This window comes from SAR324 cluster bacterium (assembly GCA_015232315.1).
Lineage (GTDB): Bacteria > SAR324 > SAR324 > SAR324 > NAC60-12 > JADFZZ01.
Genome location: JADFZZ010000040.1, coordinates 1 through 19,184, shown reverse-complemented (window position 1 = coordinate 19,184; position 19,184 = coordinate 1). Strand labels below are relative to the sequence as shown.

Below are 19,184 nucleotides of genomic sequence, written 5' to 3'. Positions count from 1 at the left end.
TGTCTTCTTTTAACCTTCAATTTGAAAAGTCCAATGCGAACCGTATTTGTTGACCGGGATGGCGTGATCAATCAGGAGCCAGGCCCTATTCTGACACCGGAACAATTCATCTGGATTCCTCGAAGCGCAGAGGCGATCAAAAAAATCAATGAGCAATCATGGCGCTGTATTGTGGTCAGTAACCAATCCGGTTTTGCCCGTGGAACGCTGTCTATGGAACAATTTCAGGCAATTTGTGATAAAATGAATCAGGGGTTTGCCAAGGTCGGCGCCCATATTGACGATCTGTTTTATTGTCCGCATTATCCGAAACCGCTGAAGGATGGGGTCAAAGAACTGTGTGTGGATTGCGAATGCCGTAAACCGGGAACTATGATGTTTGACCAGGCGGCCCGGAAACATGGCATATTGCCAAAGGATTGTGTGTTTATCGGAGACACCACCACTGACTTTGAAGCGGCTTATCGCTGGGGAATGCCGGTTATTGGCGTCAGAACCGGTCACGCGGGAGATGACCGCAAATGTGACCGGGAGCCGTTTGCATGGGTGGATGATCTTTATGAGGCTGTGACTATGATTATCAGGAAGTGGCCTGGCCCGGACGAGGGAGTTCGATCATGAATTTCGCGCCTGTCCGGTTTTGAGAATCTACATAGATTTTTCCATGATGGGCCTGAATGATCCGGGTGACCGTAGCCAGACCGATGCCGCTGCCTTCTACGGTATCATTAGCCCTGGTAAATGGCTGAAAAATGGATTCCTGATCTTCTGGATCAATTCCCGGACCATTGTCGTGAATCCAGAATCTGTAACCATTTCCATGGTCTTCGCATCCAATGTTAATTTCAACCGGATTGGTTTCTCCCCGGTATTTGATCGCATTCCCCAGAAGATTTTGCCAGACCTGCCCCATTTTTAAAGGATCACATTCCACTTGAGGCAAATTGGGAGCTATTTTGAATTCAACGATTCCTTCCTCACGTTGCGGGTCAAAATGAGGAAGGACTTCTTCAATCACAGAATTCATTCCGACCAGCACCAACTCACCCACAATTTTTCCCGATGACGCATAATTCAGCATGGTATCCACAAAGCCCAGCATTTTTCTGAACAAACGGGGTATCCGTACCAGGATTTCCTGAAAATCCTGATTATTCCAGACATCGGCATAATCTTCTTTCAGGCGAAACAGAAAAAATTCAAACAGACTGGCCGCACTGGCCGCAGGCGATTTCAGATCATGGCTGACCATGTGAGTGAAATGGGTCAGTTCTTCGGTTTGCCGGGTGAGGGTTTCTGTCAACTGTTTGATCTCGTCAAACGCCTGTTTGGTCCTGAGGGCTGAACCAACTCTGGCCAGCAATGTCACCCGTTCCACAGGTTTGAGGATATAATCCATGGCGCCGACTTCAAACGCTTCTTTCAAGGTGGCGGTTTCGTCTTTGGCTGTAACCATCAGGATGGGAAGCTGTTCAAACTGTTTTTGGGCTTTGATGCGTTTGACGGTTTCAATGCCACTGAGTCCCGGCATCATCTGATCCATGAGAATCAGATCCGCCGGCCAGACTTGTAATATTTCCAGAGCCTCTTCCCCGGAAGATGCCCCCTTGATGGTGCATTTGAGTTTTCGCAGGATGTCTTCAATGACCAGTCGGTTGTTTTCCTGGTCATCCACAATGAGAATTCCCGGTTTTTTGTCCATAAATCAGCCTGAAATGGATTGAGTGGAGTTTACACTGGCGCATTTGCCACTGCGGAGATAGGAAAAAGCCCGATACTGTGAATATTTTATTAAAAAAACAGAATTCGGGATTGCTCAAAAACTTTCTCTTCTGATATATCACTATCAAGTTCTGTGAACTTTTTATGTCGCGGAAATCAAAATGTCAACGCAGGTCCGATATGTTCAGAACGAACACCGGAACGCCATGAATGATCAAAACAGGCCTTAAATTCAACGGCCCCAACCTTAACCTTATTCAAAAAGAGGTATTGTGTCAGACAATCAATCCTATCGATTAGTAACCCGAAGTGATTTTGACGGTTTGGTGTGCGCTGTTTTACTGAAAGAACAGAAGCTGGTTTCAGATATTCTGTTTGTTCATCCCAAAGACATGCAGGATCAGAAAATAGCCATCACGAACAAGGACATCGTGACCAATCTGCCCTATGTGGAAGGCTGTTTCCTGTGTTTTGATCATCATCACAGTGAAATCATCCGACGTGGAGGAAAACAGCCTGAAAATCACATCATTGATCCCGATGCCCAATCCGCGGCCCGGGTTGTTTATGATTATTATGGCGGTGAAAAAACATTCACACCCAAATACAACGAAATGATGGCCGCGGTGGATAAAGGCGATGCCGCACAATTTTCCAAAGAAGAAATACTTGATCCGACAGGTTGGGTGCTGCTCAACTATCTGATGGATGCCCGCACAGGCCTGGGACGGTTTCGGGATTTCCGTATTTCCAACTACGAACTCATGATGCAACTGATCGACTATTGTCGTGAGCATTCCATTGATCAGATTCTGAATCTGCCGGATGTCGCTGAACGCATCGAACTGTATTTTGAACATGCTGAAAAATCCAAGGAGCAAATCCAGCGCTGTTCCACGGTACATGGCAATCTGGTGGTCCTAGATCTTCGAAATGAAGAAACCATTTATACCGGAAACCGGTTCATGATTTACGCCCTGTATCCGGAAACCAATATTTCTATCCATGTCATGTGGGGTTTGAAACAGCAGAACACTGTTTTTGCCATTGGTAACTCAATTATCAAGCGAGATTCAAAAACTGATATCGGGGCATTGGCTTTGAAATATGGCGGTGGCGGGCATGTGAATGCCGGAACCTGTCAGGTGGCCAATGATCAGGCGGAAAAATCCCTGAAAGAACTGATTCAACAAATCACAGCCAATGGCTAAGGAAATTTATGGCTTTTAATAAAAAAAACATCAAGGTTCGCCGCTGGCAAGAGAACGATATTCCAAGCATTGTGGAATGTCATAAAGCGGTTTACCGTGATTTTCCTGAAGGTTCTCTGTCCAATGCAAGAACATTCCAGTTGCAGTTCAATGCGTTTCCAGAAGGTCAGTTTCTGGCAGAACTGGAGGGGAAAGTGATTGGGTATGCGGCCAGCATTATTGTCCAACTGGATGATGAGCATCCCTATACTTATAACGAATTGACCGGCGGCGCTTCCTTCAGCACCCATAATCCATCCGGTGACACGCTGTATGGTGCGGATATCGGTGTTAATCCTGATTACCGGGGGCATGGAATCGCCGGGATGCTCTATGTGCAACGAAAAAAACTGATGAAGCGTTATAACTTAATGCGCATGGTGGCTTATGGTCGTATTCCGGGATACCGCAAACATGCGGGTGAATATTCTCCGGAAGAATATGTGGAAGAAGTCGTTGCCGGAAATATCAAGGATCTGGCACTCAATGCCCACCTCAAGGCTGGATACAAGGTCAAAAAAATTCTCCCTGATTTTTTTCAGGATGCGTCAAGTGCGAACTATTCGACATGGATAGAACACCTGAACACAGATTTCCGGCCTGAAAAACGGAAGATTTCCGGTGCACCATTGAAACATCCGGTACGCAAGATCCGTGTCTGTGCCGCTCAGTATATGATGCGCAAAGTGAACAGTTGGGAGGATTTTGAACAAAACGTGGAATTTTTTGTGGACACCGCAGATTGCTACAATTGTCATTTTTTGATGTTCCCCGAACTGTTCACAGCCCAGCTCTTCAGCATGTTTCCTCCTGAAATGGATGGACCGGCCGCCATGCGCAGGCTGGCAGAGATGACGGACCGATATACCCAGATGTTTATAGAAAAAGCCAAAGAACACCGGTTGTATATCATTGGCGGCTCACAGCCTGTGATACGTGACGGCAAGATTTACAACGTTGCTCATTTGTTCACTCCCAACGGAAATGTCTATACGCAGGATAAACTGCACATCACACCGGCGGAGAGAAAATTCTGGGATATTCATCCGGGGAAAAGTGTGAAAATTTTTGACACACCCTTTGGGAAAATCGCGATTTTGGTTTGCTATGACATTGAGTTTCCTGAACTCTCCCGGTTATTGTGCCTGTCCGGTGTTGAAGTGATTTTTGTTCCATTCAGTACTGATGAAAGAAAATCCTATAACCGGGTGCGAATCACCGCACATGCCAGAGCCGTGGAGAACTACATCTATGTGGTGATTGCGGGGAATGTCGGCAATCTTCCGAACGTCAAGTCCTACCTGTTGAATTATGGGCAGGCGGCTGTGCTGACACCCAGTGATTTCGCGTTTCCGTTGAACGCGATAGAAGGCGAAGCGAATCCTAACATTGAAACGGTCGTCATTGCCGAACTGGATTTGAACAGTTTGTCATTGCAGCGTGAAATCGGGTCTGTTCGTCCCTGGTTTGACCGTCGTCCGGATTTATATGAATTGAATCCAAAAATACCTTTTGAACTGGAACGGATTGATTGATTTTAATCAACAAAAGTATTGTGAGCTGTGGCTGAATGAAAAAGCACTATAATATTCTGATCATTGATGACAACTTTGACAATGCCGGAAGGATCCGCGCACTGTTGGGTGATGCGTCCGCGGCCAATATTGTGTTGCCGATGGATATCACGCCCAATGTGCATTGGCAAAGGAATCACACGGAATTCTGGAGTCCTCCTGACATGGTCGTGGAGCAGGTGTACACGCTCATGATTCAGCGCAGTTTCAGCATCACTCACGTTACCAATCTGCTGGATGGATTGGAAAAAATGTTTCTGGAACATTATGATGCGGTGCTATTGTCTATAGCTCTTCCTGAAACTGAAATTCTCCAGATCTTTTCAGAAGACAGTCTTTTGTTTTTTGAAACACCGCTTCTGGTTTGCAGTCCGGTGGATGATCCGATTCTTGCGACACAGGTGCTGACCTATGGAGCTCAGGAATTTGTGGTCATCAATGAAGTCACCTCCAGGGGACTGGTTCGTTCCCTGCTGTTTTCCATTGATCGCTTCAATAATGCGTTGCGATACCGTCAAGCCGAGGAAAAATCCCGCAAATACGCTGAAAAACTTCAGGAGATGAATTCCAGCAAAGACAAATTTTTCTCCATCATCTCACATGATTTGCGAAGTCCCTTGGGAAGCATCATCAATCTGGCTCAGGTGGCGCTGAAAAATAGTGACACTCTCAATCGTCAGGATATGACGGAAATTCTGAATCTGATCAATAATTCTGTATTGAATTTGAGCGATCTGCTCAACAATCTGCTCAACTGGGCGATGGTGCAATCCAACCGGATTGTGCCGTTACCCCGGGTAATTTCCTTGAAACAGATTGTGTCTGATATTCTGGAATCTCTCCGTGGAAATACGGAAAACAAGGAATTGAATGTGGCTGTGAATATTCCCGAAAATCTAAGGGTGTACGCAGACCAGACCATGATCCATTCTGTGCTTCAAAACCTGATTTCAAATGCCACCAAATTTACGCCAAGACAAGGTAGCATCATCATCAATGCGACAACCATTGCCAATCATGCGGAGGTTTCTGTTTCTGATTCTGGAATTGGTATTTCAGAGGAGGATTTAAAAAAGCTATTTAAAATTGACGCAAAATACTTTCGAAATGGGACAGACGGTGAAAAAGGCACAGGACTGGGCCTGATCATCTGCAAGGAGATGGTGGAAAAAAACAATGGCCGGATCTGGTGCGAAAGCCAACTGAATCAGGGAACTACCTTCACCATTACGATCCCCCTTAGGGAACCAACGGAATCAACCTCAATCTCTTGATAACATGGCTTCATCTCTTCCCCAAGGTCATGTCACAGCGACCCTTTCCAGAACTTTCAGATATCTGGTGTCGGTCTTCTTGCTGACAGTAATTATGCTGTCTTCCGCAAGTCTTTCCCTGTCTGATGTCATAGTCGATCTTTCGGATTCCAGTGGAAATCCCTGGTATTATCGTTGGGGAGAGTCGCCTGTCAACGCACAGGGGCAGCCTGCCTGGACGTTACAACCAGATCTGTCAGATTGGGAACTGTTTTCAATTCCAGGCCACCTGACCAAGGGAATCAATACTTCAATCCTGTGGTTGCGGACCACCATTCCTGATCATCCCTGGAAAGAACCGAGCCTTTACATTGAAGGTGATTTTCGAGCCAATGCCATTTCCTTTTATGTGGGCCATCAGTTTTTATGGTCCTGCCAGAAAGAAGATTGCCTGCATCATGATTTTCAGAAATTGGGTTTAATGGTGCTGGATGAAACAGCTTTAGGCAAGGATCTTCTGATCCGGATGGATCTGACCAGTTTTCTGTTGCAGGAACAGATCAGAAGCAAATTACTGATTTCCGATGTTAAAAGCATGCCTCCTCCTGCAATTCGCAGTGTCTCATGGAATTCAAGGGCCGATAACCTGCTCCTGCTACTTAGAAACAACGCTGATCATTTTATGTTGGGATCATTTCTGATTCTGGTGGGGGTGATTCAACTTTCAATTGTGATTCACCGGAATGAAGGCTCGGCACATTTTGCCTTGGGGAGTTTCATTTTGTGCGGAGGAATCTGGATTTTTCTGAATGGAAAAATCAGTAAGCTGTTTTTGTATGATCCCTGGTATTGGAAATATTTGTGGTTGAGTGTGCTGTTGCTGGGGCCATTAGCATTGTGTGCTTTTTTCGAACAGATTTTCGGAGCGGGAATTTTTAAATTGATGCGTAGAATCTGGCAGGTTGGATTGCTCAATTATGCTGTCTCAATGACCTTGGTTGGCTTTGATATCCTGTCTCCACAACTCATTGTTTCCCTGTTCGAAATTTGTATCCTGATTGGACTGGGAATTCCCATGATTATTGCGCTGGTTTATGCGTTTAGAGGCGATACGGATGCCAAAATTTTTATGCTGGGCCTCATCCTGCTGACCTTCACTTTTGCCAGAGATTCACTGATTGAACTCCGAATCCTGCCGGGAGAATGGAAGGAATGGTTTCCCTGGGGGATGTCCGGATTCATCATCACACTGGGAATGATGCTCGAAAATCATTTTTCCAGAATCCATCATCAACTGGAGGTGATGCATGAAGCCTCAGACCGGTTCATTCCCCATGAATTCCTTCAATTGCTCAATAAGGACAGCATCATGGATGTGGAGCTTGGTGACCATGTCGAAAAAAATATGACGATTCTGTTTGCCGACATCCGTTCTTTCACTTCCATGTCCGAAAATATGACACCTGATGAAAATTTTCATTTCATCAATTCCTATCTCAATCTGATGGGGCCTGTCATCAGGGAACATAAGGGGTTTATCGACAAATATATCGGTGATGCGATCATGGCCCTGTTTGATCAGGATGCGGATGACGCACTGAAAGCCGGTATTGCCATGTTGAGGAAACTTCCTGATTTCAATCACACACGCGGTAGACCCGGACGTGATTCGATCAAGATCGGAATTGGCCTCAACACGGGTCCCCTGATGCTCGGTACCGTAGGTGAGGAACACCGGATGGAAGGCACTGTGATCAGTGATTCAGTGAATCTGGCATCCCGGATGGAATCCATGACCAAAATTTATGGGGCATCCCTGTTGATCAGTGACCATACGTTTTTTCAACTCAGACATCCACATGACTACACAATCCGCATGATTGATCAGGTCACCGTGAAAGGAAAAAAAGAACGGATCACGGTCTGGGAAGTGCTGGATGGCGAACCGACAGAGGTCAGGGACAATAAATTTGCCATCGAAAAAACTTTTGCAGAAGCCATCACCCTGTATCACGACCGAATGTACCGCGAAGCCCTGCCAATGTTTCATGAATGTTTGATGCGCAGTCCGGATGATCGGGCTGTGGAAGTGTATATTGAACGGTGTGAGGAAATGAAAAGGCTACTGTATTAGGGCAGACTCAAAGTGCACAGCACGGGTGCATGATCTGACGGCTGGGGCTTATGGCGGACATCCACATCAATCACTGAAGATTCACAGCCATTTAAAACAGAAGCGGTTCCCCAGAGATGGTCAATGCGCATCCCATCGTTTTTTTCAAATCCCCGGGTTCTGAAATCCCACCAGGAATAAAGTCCTGACTCGGCATGATGTTTTCTGAACAGATCCTTGAGTCCCCATGATTCCAGTTTTTTCAGCCAGGCGTGTTCCACCGGATGAAAACTGACCATGCCCTGACGTTGATCGGCAAAGGTAAGATCTCGATGATCTGGTGCGATATTGTAATCCCCGGCAACTAACAATGATGCCTCGGGAGAATAATTCTGCTGAATTTCATCCAGAACGTGATTCAGAAATTCCTGTTTGTAGGCAAATTTGGGGGAATCCGGTGTCTGTCCTTGTGGCACATACAGATTGATCACATGGAGTTTGCCGATTTTTACCCGGATCATGCGTTTTTCAGAAGCATCGAAGCCATCCCGAAATCCGTAATGCACTTCGTCGATGGGCAATCGGGAAAGGATTGCGACACCGTTATAGCTTTTCTGTCCGCAATATACACTGTGGTAACCTGCGGATTGCAGATCCAGCACAGGAAATTGGTGATCCTCTACTTTTGTTTCCTGAAGACAGACGATATCAGGAGCTTTGTCTTGCAACCATTCCAGAAGTAACGGTAAACGGATGCGGATCGAATTGACATTCCAGGTGGCCACCGTCTGATGTGAGGACTCTGCGGGGAGAATAAACTGAACCTGGTCATCAGGCAGAAAAAAAGCACGGTTGGAATAGGGAACAGGGTTGCGGGAACTGGAGTTTTCTGAAAAACGCAGGACCTTCAGATTGCCTGAGCGCCATTGATCATAGAGCCAGGGGACAGAGTCCTGAAAACGGGAACCTGAAAGATGCCTGAGCTCCTCAAGAGTCAGGCCTTCTTTCAGTGGATGGAGGAGATCCTTCATCAGGCGTCCTGAGCGTCTGCCAATTGAGCAAGTTGAACAAGAACGTCAACATTTTTCTGGAGTCGTTTACGGCATTTTTGCAGGTTTGCCTTGTTGGGTTTATCTTTATTAATTCGGATCATTTCTGTTCTTTTTTTAGGTGACATGGTGCTCTCCAATGGGAAAATTATGAGTCATCAAGGAAAAAACAAACTTTCTAGCAAAGTTTAAAACCGTTTGCCAGTTCAAATTTTATCATGGAAGGAAACATTGATGAAAGATAAAGAACAATCCGCGCTAACAGCCAAACAAATTGCCCAGTTTGAGCAGTTGCTGGACATGGATTTTACAGTACGCTTTATTTTGGGCGAATGTACCATGGAAATCGGCGATATTCTAAATCTGGGACAAGGATCCATTCTTGAGCTGGAAAACTGGGCTGACCAACCCTTTGAACTGTGGGTCAATGACCGCCATCTGGCCAAGGCTGAAACCGTGGTGGTCAATGAAAGATTTGGCGCGCGCATTACCGAGATTGGAACTCCTGAAAAAAGAATCAATGAACTCGCTTCCGAATAATTCCCTCATGCTTGTTCCCCAAAAAATACTGTTGATTCAATTGCGGCGAATTGGCGATGTTCTGATGACCACGCCTTCTGTGGCGGCACTCCGCAGTCAGTTTCCTGAGGCGCACATCACCTTCCTGACAGAACGCCCCTCTGATCAGTTGTTTAAGGCCAGTGCCCATGTGAATGAAGTCCTCCTGTACAAAAAGAATTCATTCTGGAGTGAATTGAAATTTTTGTGGTCGCTCCGGCAGAGGCGGTTTGATCTGGTGATTGATTTTTTTGGAAACCCCAGAAGTGCGGCTATGAGCTGGATCACAGGGGCATTTTTCAGGATCGGATTCAATTTTCGGGGCCGGGGCCTGTTTTATACACACCGTGTGACAATGAGCAAAAATGGACAATATGCCGCAAAACACAAAGCACAGCTCCTGGAACCCTTAGGCCTCACCTTGTCGGAGTTTCCCCTTTTTTTCGAAGTTGACGAACAAGACCGGCATTATGCTGATCAACTTTTTGAACAACTGGGTTTGGCAGAAAATGATTTTGTGGTTTCGCTTTCGCCTGTGTCACGTCAACCTTACAAGGTCTGGCCCGCAAAAAATTTTGCTGAAGTCGCCGACTGGCTGACAGAAACAATGAATGCGAAAATCCTCTTCATTTATGGTCCGGGTGAGCAGAGCTTTGTGGATGATGTTCGCCAATCCATGAAACAAAAGGCCTTGCCTGATTATGCTGTGCCCACCCTGTCTCAAACCAGAGCGATCTTTGAAAAAGTCCGCTTGCATGTCGGCAATGACAATGGCCCTTGTCATTTCGCCATTGCGGCCCGGACACCAACAGTGACTGTGTTCGGACGCCCCAAAGCAGTGAACTGGACACCACCGGACAGTCCCCAACATCGGGCTGTAGAATTTGATCCCGGCTGTAAACAGAATTGTGTGTACCCTGCTTGCGGACTGGAATGTTTAACTGGTATTTCACCACAACAGGTGATTGCTGAAATCCAGGCTTTACGTCATTCACTTTCTTGAGAGTTTTATGATTGATATTTCACAGTTTCTTCAACTTCAAATGGATCAGGTGGTCCACTGGCATCAAAGTCCGTATGCGGAAGCTACGGTCACGGACTGGCTGACTCTGGCTTCAGCCCAGCATTACACTAATTTTCAGTTGTGGCATCAGGAAGATCTGGCACGCGATCCTGATGCCACTGACCCACAGATCGCGCAGGTAAAACGCAACATTGACCGACTGAACCAGCAACGCAATGATTTGATTGAACGGATCGACGAATGGATGCTTGAGCAACTGAAGCAGTTGCAGATTTCCCGGATTCCAACGGCCAGACTGAATAGCGAGACGCCGGGAAGTGTGGTGGATCGACTGTTTATCAATGCTTTGAAAATTTTTCACATGGAAGAGCAGGTTCAACGGAAGGACGCAACCAGAGAACATCGTGAAAAATGTCAGGATCGAGTACTGTTGCTGACAGAGCAGCGAAAAGATCTGGGACAATGTTTTCGGGAGTTGCTTGAGGATTTGATGAAAGGTACCAGATATCTGAAAGTGTACCGACAGATGAAGATGTATAATGACGCAACGCTGAATCCTGTTCTTTACTCAAAAAAGAACACATCCGGAACCTGATGGGCCTCATGAAACAGGAGGATGTTTTTTTCATGAAGGAAGCAATTTGCCAAGGGCTCATGGCTCAAGGCTCCACTGGAGACAATCCATTTGTCGGGTGCGTGATTGTCAGAGATGGCATCATCATCGGAAGGGGGAGAACACAACCCCCCGGACAGGCCCATGCTGAAGTGATGGCGGTCAGGGATGCTGAAAATCATGGTTATTCTTTAAAAAACAGCACTGTTTACACGACGGTTGAACCCTGCTCTTTTTATGGAAGGACACCGCCTTGTGCCAGTCTGCTCATTGAAAAACAGGTAGGCAGGGTTATTATCGGCATCAGAGACCCTCATCCCAAAGTCAATGGGATGGGGGTTGACATGCTACACAATGCCGGAATCGAAGTGGTGGAAGGGGTTTGCCACCGGGAAGTCTCTGAATATTTGTCAGACTGGCTTGAGGGATATGCGGTTGTTCCAGAAAAATCATGAAAACATTGAGAACTTTCTGATTCTTGGAATAAACCTTGGCAAGGACTCTGAAGATGGATTTTCGGCATGTGCAGAAATTCCGGACTCTTCAAGTTCAACAACATTTTTCCAGATCAGTCGTCCCATGATTACAGTCCCCAGAAACGCAGTGATCCAGGCTGAGTGAAGCAATGGGACACAGAATATTTCCAGAATCAGGCAAACATGATGTGGATAACGGATAAACCGGTAGGGTCCCTGATTCAGCGGCACATGACCGTTGTCTTGAATGGCGTTGGCCGCTTGTTTCAACGTATCCATCACTCTGATTCTGATAAAAAAAGCAAAAAACCACACCAACAGCATAAAGCCGCCTAATCCGGGATAATACGGACGCTTCAGATAAAAAACTTCCAGCACACAACCTGCCATCCACAACAAATACGCCGCTTTCATTGACAAATCTTCAGACATGAATGTCACAGAACCTAAAGCAAGTTTTTGATATTGTTCATACAACTGGATTTCATTCCATTTCAACCATCCAATGCCTGCAAGAAATATCAGATACAACATAAGATAAAGATTCTTTCATCGAAAAATTAAAATAATCTCTGCAATCTTCAGGAAAAAATTAAAGGATAAGGAGAAGATGCCGATAAGAAAAATACGATAGACTAACAGGATACAGAACATGGGTTCTGAAAATTGGGGTCACCATAATAACTCAAGAACAAAGATCAAGCATAATTAGTCGCTGTCGCGTCCTTATGTTTTGTGTTATCTCGAATGCATTTGAGGGATCTTATATTTATTAAGATACTGATTTGACATAACTCAAGATCTCGCCCATTGGTCGGGATGACACCAATTTTGAATGAAGCGACAGCAACTATTTAGTCCGTATTTTGTCTGGGCGTTGGTCACAATGGATTTTTTGTTATGTTCGGGAAATACGTAAGGTATCCGCGATGAATCGTTATCTATTCCTGCTGTTGACGTGCGCTGTTCCCGGATTGTCCGAGAGACCTTTCGAGGTGACGTAGAATAAGGCCACGGCTTTTGGCAAACCACCGGAGATGGGGGAAGGAAGGTTCCCCAACAGAAGAGGTACAAGACTGTTAAGTTAAGCACTCTGACGGTACTGGTACCAATTCACCCTTGGTTTAAGGGGGTTAGGGGGATGTTATTCTGAGCGTTAAATCCTCCATGCCCCCTTTTGAAAAGGAGAATTTTCTAGCAGGTAATTTCTTAACTTAACTTAACTTAGGAACATTCAAAAAATAACATGGCAAACTTTCTGGTTACGAACGTCCCGTTCGTAACCAGAAAGTTTGCCGCTCTTAACAGACATGTACCAGAGGTAAGGAACCAGAAAAAAATGGTTAAAGATTTATGGTCGGGTACTTAGTATGGTGTGATTTTATGTTATCGTCATTCCGTGCGTGACACGAAATCCAGAGGTGCAAGACAATTTGGGGCTATTGGATACCAGATAGAAAAGGCACCTTTCAGAAACCGTTAAAAGTAGTTGACAGTTTGAATATGTCATTCCGACAGAGTGAGGCACGATCGACGAGGGATCTGGTGTATAAGATCTCTCCTTCGTCGAGATGGCAAACTATTAACAATATTTTTATTCTGTGATTTCAGCTATTTGAAAACAGGGCGATGGGGTTGGTCATATTTGGGCCACAAAACGTAGGGGCGAACCTGTGTGTTCGCCCTGATCCCGGGCAGACACACAGGTCTGCCCCTACGGGACAAAACCTAAACTAGTGGTAAATCAAAGACCGTTTTTTGACATGGCCGAAAATGTGACCAAGCCCATTCGGGGGGGTGTCATATTTTCGGCCACAAAACGTAGGAGCGAACCTGTGTTCGCCCTAATCCCGGGCAGACACACAGGTCTGCCCCTACGGGACAAAACCCAAACCAGTGGTAAATCAAAGATTTTTTGACACATGCCCGAAAATATAGGAGCGAACCGGCACCTTTCAAAAGTAGTTGAGACGTTGCTGTCGTTCCCGCGCAGGTGGGAATCCAGTCCATCTCACAGGCAACGGACTGAATTACTGCCTTCACAGGTATGACATGGAAGGGCAAACTGTAAACTAAAATTCAGTTTTGTTGACAGGTGTCAGCGAACCTTTGTTCGCCCTGATCCTGGATAGACACACAGGTCTGCTCCTACGGAGCAAAATCAAAATCTGTAAACAAATCAAATACTTTGTTTGATTCAAAAGCTTTTGGTGATCTGGCATAAGTTTGGGTTATTTATTTAGTATCCTGTGATTTTCTTTTTTGTCATTCCTGGCGAAGATCCGAAATCCAGAGGCACGCAACGGTTTGTGGAATCTGGATTCCGGCTCAAGTCCGGTATGACAAGAAACTGAAATCACAAGTCATGGCATCACAAACATGAGCAAATCACAGGATACGACTAACACCTGTAAACAGAGGCATGTTGTACTACTGGTAGTTGACAGTTTGAATGTGTCATCCTGACCGAGATAGGTACAAGCGACGAAGGATCTTAACGCATGGTGAATAAGATCTCTCCTTCGTAGAGGTGATAAACTGTCTTGGTAAATGAAAAGTGCCAAAATTTATTGTGATGAGGTGGCGGGTTTATAAGATTTTGCTGGTGTGAGATGGCTAGAATTCGGTTGATTAACTACAGGAACACCATTTTTTTAATGCGGAGAACATGTAGTTGTCTCCGGAATGGTGTTTGTGAAGTAACTCGAGTGTTGTGTTTTGCCTTCCTTCAGGCTTGGAAAGAAGTACCTTTGATGTTGTAAAAACGGTATGCAACTGATTTTATTAGATTCAATAAAATTACCGGTTTTCAAATAACCACAATAATTTCAATGTGCTATCCCAAACACAACACTCGAGGAAGTAAGTATTCACCAAGTTTCAAGCATTTTCACCACCAATCTCCTGCTCATCTCCTTGAAATAAGGAAGGGGTTGGGGGCAATGTCATAAACTTTAGGAATTACCTGCAGGGAAATAGCTATTTTCAAAATTAGCATTCCAGTTTTTTTTAGATTAAGTCACATGTCATGATTATTTATTAATTCTTGTAGTTCACTGCCACGGGTTTGCTGTTTAGGCTATTGAGACTCTTCGACCAATGCTCAGAATGATGATACATCACATAATTAGTCGTGGTCGCGCGATTTGGAAGTGGTGTCATCTAAACGCAAATCGCCGCATGCCCCTGGATTCCGGGACAAGCAGTGAATGACAATAATAAAAAATATCGGCATGGTTCCATATTTCGGCTATTCAGGTATCCGTGTCATCCCGAACGCCTGTGGAAGATATGGGACTCCATTGGTCGATATGACACCATTCCCTGTTCCGAAACAGGCCAAAATAAAAGGATACTAACTAGTCGCTGTCGGGGTTGGTCACATTTTCGCCCATGTGTTAAAAAAACGATCTTTGATTTACCACCTGTTTTGTTTTTTTCCCCTGGGGCAGACCTGTGTATCTGCCCGGGATCATGGCGAACACACAGGTTTGCCCCTACAATGTGTGGCCGAAAATGTAACCAACCCCTTGCTGTCGATTAAATTGGAAGTGGTGCCATCTCGACAGCTACCAATTTAAGCCGATACAGTTATCTGGTATGACTGAGCACTCACAAGGAATGCTCTTACAGAAAAACCACATGTATCAGCACATTTTGAGGACGTCCTAAAAAGTGAAGAGCTAAGTTACTGAATACAAAACTGTATCGGCTTACGTTGATAGCCGTTTGGGATGACACCAAAAATGAATTATGCGATAGCGACTAACGAATCTCTGTCATGTAATTCAGAAAAAAGTGCTCTCTGGACCAAGGGGTAAGAAACCTTGGGTATTGTGAAATCAATAATCTTAAAACGCATAGAATCCGTCATTCTGAACTGCGAAGAATCTTTAATAGTGGCAAGAGATCCATCACTTCGTTTCAGCACTCGTTTCGTGTATCTCTACGTCGGGAGGGATCTTTCAATGCTCAAAGCCTTAAGATTTATCCTGTTGTCGAAGACACAAACTCAACGCATGATTCAATAAGATTCATCATATTCGTTCAGGATGAATAAAAAACATTTTTGCAACAACGCATAACAAAAGACATATACGATTGCTGGGTATTTTCAGGTAACCGTTGGGTTGTTTCCGGTCACTCTGGGCTGGCAGTCAAGTATTAAAACTGTTCCAGGTTTTGAACTATTGTTGGCGTATTCCGATTCATATTTACGGAGATGAAGTCGTCTGTTTAATATTGTCACAGAAAATTCTGTATGAGGCTGTCCTGTCGGATAATTTGTTTGAAAAACAATATATTTATTACAGTTTCATATTGGGGTGTTTTGTACATCTCTATTTATTAATCCGGCACCTTTCAAAAGTAGTTGACACTTTACTGTCGTTCCCGCGCAGGCGGGAATCCAGTCCATCTCCCGGGCAACGGACTGGATACCTGCCTTCGCAGGTATGACATTGAAGGGCAAACTGTAAACTAAAATTCAGTCTTTTTGAAAGGTGCCATTAATCCAATTGATTCACGAGGTTTATGATCATTTTCACATGTGGCGATTTGTTTTTATTTATGTTAACTCAATTAAAGGAGGTCATATGCAGAGCAAGATCAAAAAGTTTCTGATATTGTCAGGAATAGTAGTACTCATGGGGAGTTCAACGGCTTGGGGACAAGCTGCGCCCACCTCTCAGGGAGGGGGGGAGCGTGAAGAAAACCTGTTTTCGGTGTGGGTCAAGTTATCATTGATTGGCTATAGCCAGTCTGAAATTGAATCAGCCCTGAGTTATGTCAATATAGAGTCCCTGTCCAAAGTGAAACAACGACTGAGGTTGAATGTGATCAAAAATCTCAATCGCATGCATCTGGAAGGTGACATTGACATGAGTTCCACGGAACAGGAGTTGCGGATCATTCAGGAAAAAATCCGTACAGAAATCAGGTTTGCCGGCTTGGAAAATGATCAGCATTTGCTCGTGTTGATACGACATCGCTTCGGTATCAGCCTTGGACATATCTGATAAACATGAACTTTCAACCACTGTTGAAAATTCTTCTTGTTTTTTAAAACGAAGCTGATAGATTTCGCCGTCTTAGTGAATCGGGGTATAGCGCAGTCCGGCTAGCGCGCCTGCTTTGGGAGCAGGATGTCGCAGGTTCAAATCCTGCTACCCCGACCAAATCAATAAAAAACTTATAATAATATAAATGACTTACAAAACATATTTTTTGGTGTTTTTATAGTTCTTATCCAAAGTAGTAACAAAAGTAGTAACACTTTGCACTATTTTGGGGGACTATGCTTATCAAGTATCCTTCCAGTTCTTCTTATCATTTCCGCATTCGTCTTTCCAAATCATTAAAAAATTTGTATGGGAAAAACTTTGTTCAGTTGACGCTGAATAATGGTATTTACCGTGAATCCTACAAACTCGACAGGGCATTAACCGCTGAATATGAATTTCTTGAGAAGGACATATTAATAAGCATTAACAATTGATGAAAGGCCCCAATTGGATGGAATTGGCTACTTCTGGTGTGATGTCCACAAGGGGGACACTGGCGTGCATAGAGGATTCACCACCCCGATTGGCGGGATAAACCAGTAAATGTGTTGTTCCCGCGGGCAATGCGGTAGGATGTATAAAGTAGGATGAATTTACGGGAACGCTAGCGACAAAGGTGTTTTGTGTCACACGAGTGTTGGCATCTATCCCCAAATAAATATGATAATGACGAATATTGTGAGGTTCTCGCGGTGGAAAAATGCCGATGTCACCACCAATGATCCCACTCTCACTATAGAGATCCTGGAACATGATTTCACGAGGAAGCTGTGTCGGCACAGGTTCCCGGAGAGAAATGGAAATTCCATTTTTCATCATGCCCGTGTCGTTGGCCGTGAGCACCAGCAAATGTGTCGCGTAGGATGGTAATGGTATTTTCGCTTGAAAGATGAAGGTGATGTTTTCACCGGGTTTCAGCATTTCCATGGGAGCGTACATGATATTGCTCACAGGATTTTCAGGGCTGTCAGCCCAATAGAGATAATACCGGGTGATGTCGCTTTCATCTTCCGACCGCTCGATGGTGACACTGCCGCTGACCTGTCCCATATCAATGACCAGTTGGCGGACATCCAGGCCACGGGCCGTATGAACGGGATAGCTTTTTTCGGAAAGATCCACCAAAGGGATATTGATGCCGTCATCCATGATATAGTCATTTTTTCCGGTTTTAACGATCAGACGCGTCGCGCCTTGTGGAATCGTGATTCCGCTGGAAAGGGTTCGTTGAATATCTCCGCCTGTTTTGTAAAATCGGCCAAGTTCAGCAATCTCCTGATCTGCGTTGTTTCCCCAATAAACGTAATAGGTGTCGAGTGTTCTTTCGGATTTAGCTTTCCGGATGATGAGGGAGCCGCCAATAAATCCCTTGATCGGGTCCGTATCCATAAAACTCAATCCCCGCGCTTTTTCAGTGGGCGTTTGGTCGCCTACGCCAAACCCGCACAACGTCAGCCAGAGACCCGCCACCAGCAATAGTCTGAAAAATTGACCAAGCCCTGATTCCGTTCTTCCAAGCCCTGGGCGGCAATGACTGGACTTTTCATGCTGAAAGTTCTGCCCTGCCGTCTGCCGTCTGCCGTCTGCCGTCTGCCGTCTGCCGTCTGCCGTCTGCCGTCTGCCGTCTGCCGTCTGCCGTCTGCCGTCTGCTCTGTTCATGGTGCCTCCCCTGAAAAATTAACCAAATAATGAATAGTTACGTTTGAGACTTAACAAAGCAAAACTGGAATGAAAAGAAAAATCAGGGAAATTCTGAAACTTTTTAGCCATTGGGTCGTTTTGATGACCTGTGAGTTTTATCCTTGCTGGTACCATATGCCACTGTTCCGGTGTGGCATTGTTGGATCAGCGCGATTTTTTCCAATTCACGGCGAATTTTGTGGTGAGATGTTATGGCTTCTTGCGCCCGGAGGGATTTTGGTTTACAACATCAAACATCATCTATTCCATCATCCGCAGGAGGTTTCCCATGCTCAAACCCGGTGTTCGCAATATCGCTTATGGCGCGTCCGACTTTGAGGACATTCGCCAGAAAAATGATTACTATGTTGACAAAACCCGCTTCATTCCGGTGCTGGAAGAAAACCGCTATCTGTTTTTCATCCGTCCCCGACGGTTTGGCAAGTCGCTGTGGGTCTCGATTCTGGAAACCTATTACGACATCGCCAAGAAAGATAAATTTGAGCGGTTTTTCAAGGGACTCTGGATTGGGGATCATCCTACCCCGGAACGCAATTCCTATTTGATCCTGCCTTTCAATTTTTCCGCGGTCCGGGCCGATGTGGAGCATGTACAATCAAGTTTTGAAGGTTATGGCCGCATCCAGATTCACGCGTTTCTGGACACATACGCATCCCTGATTCCTGAACAGACAAAAAAATCCATTGTCGGGGAAGCGACTGTCAGTCTCAAACTTTCCTCATTATTCAAGGCCGCCGCATCGCTGAATTTACCGCTGTATATCCTGATTGATGAATATGACAACTTCG

The 19,184-nt window shown here is 45.2% G+C and carries 17 protein-coding genes and 1 tRNA gene; 13 read left to right on the top strand and 5 right to left on the bottom strand.

The features are described from left to right. Window positions 1-33 precede the first annotated feature (33 nt). The gene (locus HQM11_18680) at window positions 34-621 is read left to right on the top strand and encodes an HAD-IIIA family hydrolase (protein MBF0353066.1); all 588 of its coding nucleotides are present in this window, start codon (window positions 34-36) and stop codon (window positions 619-621) included. Here HQM11_18680 and HQM11_18675 read toward each other — a convergent pair. Then, entirely contained in the window at window positions 581-1,702 is a 1,122-nt protein-coding gene (locus tag HQM11_18675; GenBank protein MBF0353065.1) for a response regulator, read from the bottom strand. The two genes, HQM11_18680 and HQM11_18675, sit on opposite strands and share 41 nt — an antisense overlap. Before the next feature lie 292 nt (window positions 1,703-1,994). Here HQM11_18675 and HQM11_18670 point away from each other — a divergent pair, with 292 nt between their 5' ends. From HQM11_18670 to HQM11_18655, 4 genes are read left to right on the top strand one after another with little or no spacing between them, the layout of a single operon-like run. Further along, complete coding sequence (locus HQM11_18670) at window positions 1,995-2,933, top strand: exopolyphosphatase (GenBank protein ID MBF0353064.1); 939 nt, start codon at window positions 1,995-1,997, stop codon at window positions 2,931-2,933. A gap of 8 nt (window positions 2,934-2,941) precedes the next feature. Continuing rightward, the gene (locus HQM11_18665) at window positions 2,942-4,507 is read left to right on the top strand and encodes a GNAT family N-acetyltransferase (protein MBF0353063.1); all 1,566 of its coding nucleotides are present in this window, start codon (window positions 2,942-2,944) and stop codon (window positions 4,505-4,507) included. Between the two features lie 35 nt (window positions 4,508-4,542). Continuing rightward, window positions 4,543-5,820, top strand: a complete 1,278-nt coding sequence (locus tag HQM11_18660; protein MBF0353062.1) for a hybrid sensor histidine kinase/response regulator — start codon at window positions 4,543-4,545, stop codon at window positions 5,818-5,820. Window positions 5,821-5,824: 4 nt separating this feature from the next. Continuing rightward, window positions 5,825-7,933 carry an adenylate/guanylate cyclase domain-containing protein gene (locus HQM11_18655; GenBank protein MBF0353061.1) on the top strand — a complete coding sequence of 703 codons (2,109 nt, stop codon included), beginning with the start codon at window positions 5,825-5,827 and terminating at the stop codon, window positions 7,931-7,933. On the opposite strand, the gene xth is transcribed toward HQM11_18655, so the two are convergent. Both xth and HQM11_18645 read right to left on the bottom strand, forming a co-directional pair. After that, window positions 7,930-8,943: an exodeoxyribonuclease III gene (xth, locus tag HQM11_18650; GenBank protein MBF0353060.1), complete on the bottom strand. Its 1,014-nt coding sequence runs from the start codon at window positions 8,941-8,943 to the stop codon at window positions 7,930-7,932. The two genes, HQM11_18655 and xth, sit on opposite strands and share 4 nt — an antisense overlap. Further along, window positions 8,943-9,089, bottom strand: a complete 147-nt coding sequence (locus HQM11_18645; GenBank protein ID MBF0353059.1) for a hypothetical protein — start codon at window positions 9,087-9,089, stop codon at window positions 8,943-8,945. The genes xth and HQM11_18645 overlap by 1 nt, the downstream gene beginning before the upstream one ends. 106 nt (window positions 9,090-9,195) lie before the next feature. Between HQM11_18645 and HQM11_18640 the strand changes: the two genes are divergently transcribed. From HQM11_18640 to HQM11_18625, 4 genes are read left to right on the top strand one after another with little or no spacing between them, the layout of a single operon-like run. Beyond that, the gene (locus HQM11_18640; protein ID MBF0353058.1) at window positions 9,196-9,501 is read left to right on the top strand and encodes a FliM/FliN family flagellar motor switch protein; all 306 of its coding nucleotides are present in this window, start codon (window positions 9,196-9,198) and stop codon (window positions 9,499-9,501) included. Further along, window positions 9,482-10,522, top strand: a complete 1,041-nt coding sequence (locus HQM11_18635; GenBank protein MBF0353057.1) for a glycosyltransferase family 9 protein — start codon at window positions 9,482-9,484, stop codon at window positions 10,520-10,522. The genes HQM11_18640 and HQM11_18635 overlap by 20 nt, the downstream gene beginning before the upstream one ends. Before the next feature lie 7 nt (window positions 10,523-10,529). Next, window positions 10,530-11,138, top strand: coding sequence for a DUF4254 domain-containing protein (locus HQM11_18630; GenBank protein ID MBF0353056.1), 609 nt, complete (start codon window positions 10,530-10,532; stop codon window positions 11,136-11,138). A gap of 32 nt (window positions 11,139-11,170) precedes the next feature. Continuing rightward, window positions 11,171-11,611, top strand: a complete 441-nt coding sequence (locus HQM11_18625) for a riboflavin biosynthesis protein RibD (GenBank protein MBF0353055.1) — start codon at window positions 11,171-11,173, stop codon at window positions 11,609-11,611. Here the strand turns inward: HQM11_18625 and HQM11_18620 are convergent. Further along, window positions 11,606-12,166, bottom strand: a complete 561-nt coding sequence (locus HQM11_18620) for a hypothetical protein (protein MBF0353054.1) — start codon at window positions 12,164-12,166, stop codon at window positions 11,606-11,608. The two genes, HQM11_18625 and HQM11_18620, sit on opposite strands and share 6 nt — an antisense overlap. 4,061 nt (window positions 12,167-16,227) lie before the next feature. On the opposite strand from HQM11_18620, the gene HQM11_18615 reads away from it, so the two are divergent. From HQM11_18615 to HQM11_18605, 3 genes are all read left to right on the top strand, one after another. Next, on the top strand, window positions 16,228-16,650 hold the full coding sequence (locus tag HQM11_18615) for a hypothetical protein (protein MBF0353053.1): 423 nt from the start codon (window positions 16,228-16,230) through the stop codon (window positions 16,648-16,650). A gap of 81 nt (window positions 16,651-16,731) precedes the next feature. Further along, window positions 16,732-16,809, top strand: a tRNA-Pro gene (locus tag HQM11_18610). 119 nt (window positions 16,810-16,928) lie between these two features. Then, complete coding sequence (locus HQM11_18605; GenBank protein MBF0353052.1) at window positions 16,929-17,129, top strand: hypothetical protein; 201 nt, start codon at window positions 16,929-16,931, stop codon at window positions 17,127-17,129. Here the strand turns inward: HQM11_18605 and HQM11_18600 are convergent. After that, entirely contained in the window at window positions 17,119-18,354 is a 1,236-nt protein-coding gene (locus HQM11_18600; GenBank protein ID MBF0353051.1) for a hypothetical protein, read from the bottom strand. The genes HQM11_18605 and HQM11_18600 overlap by 11 nt on opposite strands. A 310-nt stretch (window positions 18,355-18,664) precedes the next feature. Between HQM11_18600 and HQM11_18595 the strand changes: the two genes are divergently transcribed. Beyond that, window positions 18,665-19,184 (top strand): AAA family ATPase (locus tag HQM11_18595; GenBank protein MBF0353050.1); only part of this gene is annotated, 520 nt, incomplete at its 3' end.